This is a genomic window from Fontimonas sp. SYSU GA230001, from assembly GCF_040066175.1.
GTDB lineage: Bacteria > Pseudomonadota > Gammaproteobacteria > Nevskiales > Nevskiaceae > Solimonas.
This window is the reverse complement of record NZ_JBEAAM010000031.1, coordinates 35,816-41,997: the sequence shown is the minus strand read 5'-3', so window position 1 is coordinate 41,997 and position 6,182 is coordinate 35,816. Positions and strand designations below refer to the sequence as shown.

The window sequence follows — 6,182 nt, the reverse complement described above, 5'->3', positions numbered from 1 at the left end:
CATCCTCCGATGATCCCGCCGCCCCGCCGGCCTTTCAGGCTCACTTCACGTTGGAATCACGCACCCCCTTCAGGCTCATGTGTCATTGGAAGAGGCTGCCGGTTGAAAGTCCGGGCCCGGACCGGCTAGAATCCGCCCCCTTTCGCGTTTTGCGATCCCGTTTGACCGGTGTTCCGATGAAAGAAGGCATCCACCCGAACTACAAGGACGTGACCGTGCAGTGCAGCTGCGGCAACTCCTTCAAGACGCGCTCGACGGTCGGCAAGGACGTCCTGCACGTCGAAGTCTGCTCCGCCTGCCACCCGTTCTACACCGGCAAGCAGAAGGTGATGGACGCCGGCGGCCGCGTGGACAAGTTCAAGAAGCGCTACGGCAAGGCGGCCTGAGCCGTCTCATTGCATCACCCGCGAGGCCGCGCCTGGTGCGCGGCCTTGCCGTTTTCAGGGTCTGCAGGCAAGATGCCGCCCCCCTGAGCGGCCGCCTCGGCCGCTCGCGCACCCAGGCAGAAGGCACTGCGCACCCATGACCGCCACGCTCAAGCAGGCGGCGCTCGACTATCACGAGCGTCCGCACCCCGGAAAACTCGGCATCGCCATCACCAAGCCGGTGGCCGGTCCCGCCGATCTCTCCCTCGCGTACACCCCCGGCGTCGCCGAGCCGGTGCTCGCCATCCAGGAACGCCCGGACGACGCCTACCGCTACACCGCGAAGGGCAATCTCGTCGCGGTGATCTCCAACGGCACCGCCGTGCTGGGCCTGGGCGACTGCGGCGCGCTGGCGTCCAAGCCGGTGATGGAAGGCAAGGCGGTGCTGTTCAAGAAGTTCGCCGACATCGATGTCTTCGACATCGAGATCGACGCGAAAGAGCCGAAGGATGTCATCGACACCATCGCGCGCATCGCGCCGACCTTCGGCGGCATCAATCTCGAAGACATCGCCGCGCCGGCTTGCTTCGAGATCGAGGACGCGCTGATCCGGCGCTGCGACATCCCGGTGTTCCACGATGACCAGCACGGGACCGCGATCGTGATGGCCGCGGCGCTGCTCAATGCGCTGGAGCTGCAGGGCAAGAAGATCGAGGACGCGCGCATCGTCTGCTGCGGCGCCGGCGCGGCCGGCATCGCATCGATGCGCCTGGCCGTGGAACTCGGGGCCCGGCGCGAGAACCTGTGGCTGGTGGATCGCAAGGGCGTGATCCACGACCAGCGCGAGGACTACGCGACGCTCAACAAGGAGAAGCGCGAGTTCGCCGGTCCGCCGAGCGAGCGGCGCACGCTCGCCGGCGCGCTCGCCGGCGCCGATGTGTTCATCGGCGTGTCCGGGCCGGGCCTGATGAAGCCGGAATGGCTGATGCTGATGAACGAGCGCCCGATCGTGTTCGCGCTGTCGAACCCGGTGCCGGAGATCCTGCCGGAAGCGGCATGGAACGTGCGCAAGGACCTGATCATGGCGACCGGTCGCAGCGACTATCCCAATCAGGTCAACAACGTGCTGTGCTTCCCGTTCCTGTTTCGCGGCGCGCTGGATGTGCGTGCGCGCCTGATCAACCGCGAGATGAAAGTCGCCGCCGTGCGCGCGCTGGCGGCGCTGGCACGCGAACCGGTGCCGCCCTCGATGCTGGAAGCCTACGGGCAAAAATCGCTATCCTTCGGCCCGGAATACATCATTCCCAAGCCGCTCGATCCCCGTTTGCGCGACTGTGTCGCGCCCGCGGTGGCCCGCGCGGCCGTTGCCAGCGGTGCCGCACGGCAGCCGTATCCGCCGCATTATCCAAGTTGAGGGTTCATTCATGAGCACGCCCAGCTACAGCCTGGTCAACAACGCTACCGGCGAGAAGATCGACCTGCCGGCGATCACCGGCACGCTCGGTCCCGCGGGCCTGGACGTCGGCAAGGTGTACGACAAGCTCGACGTGTTCACCTACGACCCGGGCTTCAGCTCGACCTGTTCGACCAAGAGCGCGATCACGTACATCGACGGCGATGCCGGCGTGCTGCTGTACCGTGGCTACCCGGTGGCGCAGCTGGCCGAGCACTGCAGCTTCATCGAAGTCGCTTACCTGATCCTCAACGGCGAGCTGCCGAACGCGAAGCAGCTGCAGGACTTCGACCAGACGATCCGTCGCCACACGATGATCAACGAGAACCTGAAAGGGTTCTTCCAGGGCTTCAACTACGACGCGCATCCGATGGCGATGCTCACCGGCGTCGTCGGATCTCTGTCGGCGTTCTATCACGACACCACCAACAACAAGGACGCGCGCCACCGCGAGATCTTCGCGCATCGCATGATCGCCAAGATCCCGACGATCGCCGCCGCGGCCTACAAGAAGTACTACGGCCAGCCCTACGTCTACCCGCAGAACCACCTCGACTACTGCAGCAACCTGCTGCACATGATGTTCGCGGTGCCGGCCGAGCCGTATCGTGTCGATCCGATCGCCGCCAGGGCTCTGGACGTGCTGTTCATCCTGCACGCCGACCACGAGCAGAACGCCTCGACTTCGACCGTGCGCATGGCCGGCTCGACCGGCACCAATCCGTATGCCGCGATCGCGTCGGGCATCGCCGCGCTGTGGGGGCCGGCGCACGGCGGTGCCAACGAGGCCGTGCTGAAGATGCTCAACGAGATCGGTGACGTGAAGAACGTCGCCGGCTTCATGAACAAGGTCAAGGACAAGCAGTCGGGCGTGCGCCTGATGGGCTTTGGCCACCGCGTGTACAAGAACTTCGACCCGCGCGCGACGATCATCCGCGACCAGTGCCACAAGGTGCTCAAGCACCTGGGCAAGGAGAACGATCCGCAGCTCGAACTGGCGATGAAGCTGGAAGAGATCGCGCTGTCGGACGATTACTTCAAGGAGCGCAAGCTCTACCCGAACGTCGATTTCTACTCGGGCATCATCTACAAGGCACTCGGCATCCCGGTGAACATGTTCACGCCGATGTTCGCGATCGCGCGCACGGTCGGCTGGGCGGCGCACTGGATCGAGATGGTCGCCGATCCGACGATGCGCATCGCGCGCCCGCGCCAGGTCTATACCGGCGCCGCCGAGCGCAACGTCGTGCCGCTCGCCAAGCGCTGAGTCTCCGCGTTTTCCGCGGTCGCCCACGGCCCTCCTTGCGAGGGCCGTGCCGTTTGCGCGGCCGCATCAGCCGGATTCGAGCAGGCGTTCGACCTCGGCCAGGTCCGCGCGGCGGAACGGCCGGCCATCGAGTGGGCTGAGCGGCGCGCGCCGCAGGTCGTCGGGTGCGAACACCGCGGCATCCACGCCGACGCCGCCGACGTCGAGGCGCAACAGGGGCACGTTCCGCTCGCCGCCATCCGCGTAGCGGTAGCGGCGCTCGCCGTGCTCGAAGGCGACGCCGCGGTTGAGCAGCTCGATATCGACGGCTTCTGCGGACTCGGCGAACAGGTGCAGCTGCACGCGGTGGGCCGCGGTCACCGCGCCGCTGAGCGTGGCGCCGGCCAGGCGCGGCGAGTACGCCGCCAGCATGCGCATCGCCGAAAGCGCGGTGCTGCGCATCTGCCGCAGCCGCCGGCGATATTCGTCACCGCCGAACAGCCGCAGGTAGTCGAGCACGGCGGCATGCACGGCGGCGTTGTCGGGCAGCCCCGCCTGCGACGGCAGGCCGAGCCGCTGCGCGGCGCGCCGCTTGGCCTGGCCATAGTCGGTCACCAGCTCCACGCAGACGATGCGCGCCGCTTCCTCGACGATGCCCGAACGGCCCTGGTAGCTCATGCTTGCTTTGAAAGACGGCGCCGGCTTGTGCAGGACATGCACACGTTCAGTACAGATCCTGCAGGCCGTCGGTCTCGTCGCGCCGCTGGGCCGCGGCGTCCTCGGGCTCGGGTATCCGGTCCTGCGGCACCGTTTCGAAGATCGCGGCGGGATCGCCGGCAGCCGCGAGGCGGCCGCTGTTGCGGTTGATGCGGACTTCGGCCAGGCCGGCCGGGCGCGGCAGCGTTTCCTGTGGCACGTCCTTGAGGGCGACGCGCATGAAATCCATCCACGCCGGCAGCGCCGCCCGGCCGCCCACTTCACCGCGGCCCAGCGGCGTCGGCTGGTCGAATCCGACCCAGGCCACCGCGACGAGATGCTTCTGGAAGCCGTTGAACCAGGCGTCTGTTTCGTCGTTGGTCGTGCCGGTCTTGCCGGCCAGGTCGTTGCGGCCCAGCTGCGCGACCTTGGCGGCGGTGCCGCGCACGGTGACGTCGTGCAGGATGTCGGTGATCATCCAGATGGTCCTCGGGTCGATTGCACGCGGCGCCAGCGACGGATCGGCGGGCGCCGGCGTGGCTGCCGGGTCCGTCGCGCCGCTCGCGGGCGGCTGTGGCTCGGCGCACTCGGCGCAGGCGCGCCGCGGCTGCGCTGCGAATACGGTCCGGCCGCTGCTGTCACGGACTTCGCGGATGAAGTAGGGATCGACCACGAACCCGCCGTTGGCGATGGTCGCGTAACCGCGCGCCAGTTCCAGCGGCGTGAAGACTGCGCTGCCCAGCGCCATCGTCAGGTCCTGCGGCAGGCGGTCCTGCGGCAGGCCGAAGCGCGGCACGTAGTCGCGCGCGGTGGCGACGCCGATGGACTGCAGCAGGCGGATCGACACGAGATTGCGCGATTGCACCAGCGCTTCGCGCAGGCGCATCGGACCCTGGATGTCGCCACCGTAGTTCTCCGGTCGCCAGCTCGATTCGAGTCCGGGATCGTCGTACACGACCGGCGCGTCGAGCAGCACCGATGCCGGCGTGAAACCGTTTTCGAGCGCCGCCGAATACAGGAAGGGCTTGAAACCGGACCCGGCCTGGCGGCGTGCCTGGGTCGCGCGGTTGAACTTGCCGGCGTAGAAGTCGAAGCCACCCACCAGCGCCTGGATGGCACCGTCCGCCGGATCGAGTGCGACCAGCGCGCCCTGCACCTGCGGCACCTGCGCCAGCCGCGCGCCGGCCGACGTGACCTGCAGGCGCACGACCTCGCCAGGCTGCAGCGGGTTCTTCTCCACCGACAGCCTGGCCCATTCGAAGGCCGGCTTGGCCAGGGTCAGGCTGCCCTGGCGCGTGACCAGCGACACCCGGTCGGCGCGGAAGTCGGTCACGATCGCCGGTTCCAGGCCGCCGATCGTCGGCAGCCGCTCGAAAGCCCGCGCCAGCTCGCGCTCGCGGCCCGGCTGCAGCAGCGCCGGCTCGATGCGGCTCTCCGGACCGCGCCAGCCGTGCCGCTGGTCGTACTCCAGCAGTGCGTTGCGCAGCGCCGCATTGGCGGCTGCCTGGCGTGCGGAGTCGATCGTCGTCGTCACGACGAAGCCACGGGCGTAGGCATCCTCGCCGTACTGGGCGACCAGCTCGGCGCGCGCCATCTCGGCGACGTAGTCGGCCTCGACATCCACCTTGGCGCGGTACGGACGCACCACGACCGGTTCTTCGAGCGCCGCCTGATAGTCCTGCTGCGATACCCGGCCCAGATCACGCATGCGGCGCAGCACGTAATCGCGCCGCGCCTGCGCGCGTTCGGGACTGGCCACCGGGTTGTCGCGCGACGGCGCCTTGGGCAGTCCGGCGATCGTCGCCATCTCGCCGAGCGTCAGCGCACCGACGTCCTTGTCGAAATAGACCAGCGCCGCGGCACCGACGCCATAGGCACGCTCGCCGAGAAAGATCTTGTTCAGGTACAGCTCGAGGATCTGCTCCTTGCTGAGCTCGCGCTCGATGCGGATGGCGAGCAGGATCTCCTTGAACTTGCGCGTGAAGGTGCGCTCGCTGGACAGGAACACGTTGCGCGCGAGCTGCATCGTGATGGTGCTGCCGCCCTGGCTCTTCTCGCCGGTGGACAGGTACTTGAACGACGCGCGCAGCAGGCCCTGCCAATCGATACCCGGGTGCGTGAAGAAGCGATCGTCCTCGGCGGCGAGGAAGGCGCCGATCAGCTGCGGCGGGAGCTCGTCGTAGCGCAGCAGCGCGCGGCGCTCGGCGCCGAACTCGCCGATCAGCCTGCCGTCGGCGCTGTAGATGCGCAGCGGCACCGCCAGCTGCAGCTCGCGCAGGCTGGCCACCGACGGCAGCTCGCGGCTCAGCCTGGCGAGAGCGAAGGACGCGGCCAGCGCCGCCGTCAGCACGACTAGGAGGAAGGCGCCGAGCAGCCACAGCCACGGCCGCCGGCGGGATCGTTCAGGCGTCATCGGCAGTCA

At 68.1% G+C, this 6,182-nt stretch carries 5 protein-coding genes; 3 read left to right on the top strand and 2 right to left on the bottom strand.

Annotated features, from left to right (window positions below):
• Nucleotides 1-176: 176 nt before the first annotated feature.
• The 3 genes from rpmE (at nt 177) to AAG565_RS14320 (ending at nt 3,085) form a co-directional block, all read left to right on the top strand.
• The gene (gene rpmE, locus AAG565_RS14330) at nt 177-386 is read left to right on the top strand and encodes a 50S ribosomal protein L31 (RefSeq protein ID WP_348820320.1); all 210 of its coding nucleotides are present in this window, start codon (nt 177-179) and stop codon (nt 384-386) included.
• Between the two features lie 136 nt (nt 387-522).
• Complete coding sequence (locus tag AAG565_RS14325; protein ID WP_348820319.1) at nt 523-1,779, top strand: malic enzyme-like NAD(P)-binding protein; 1,257 nt, start codon at nt 523-525, stop codon at nt 1,777-1,779.
• 10 nt (nt 1,780-1,789) lie between these two features.
• Complete coding sequence (locus tag AAG565_RS14320) at nt 1,790-3,085, top strand: citrate synthase (RefSeq protein ID WP_348820318.1); 1,296 nt, start codon at nt 1,790-1,792, stop codon at nt 3,083-3,085.
• A 66-nt stretch (nt 3,086-3,151) separates the two neighbouring features.
• Here AAG565_RS14320 and AAG565_RS14315 read toward each other — a convergent pair whose 3' ends face one another.
• Together AAG565_RS14315 and AAG565_RS14310 are read right to left on the bottom strand one after the other, a co-directional pair.
• The gene (locus tag AAG565_RS14315) at nt 3,152-3,742 is read right to left on the bottom strand and encodes a hypothetical protein (protein WP_348820317.1); all 591 of its coding nucleotides are present in this window, start codon (nt 3,740-3,742) and stop codon (nt 3,152-3,154) included.
• A 46-nt stretch (nt 3,743-3,788) separates the two neighbouring features.
• The gene (locus AAG565_RS14310) at nt 3,789-6,173 is read right to left on the bottom strand and encodes a penicillin-binding protein 1A (protein ID WP_348820316.1); all 2,385 of its coding nucleotides are present in this window, start codon (nt 6,171-6,173) and stop codon (nt 3,789-3,791) included.
• Nucleotides 6,174-6,182: the final 9 nt, after the last annotated feature.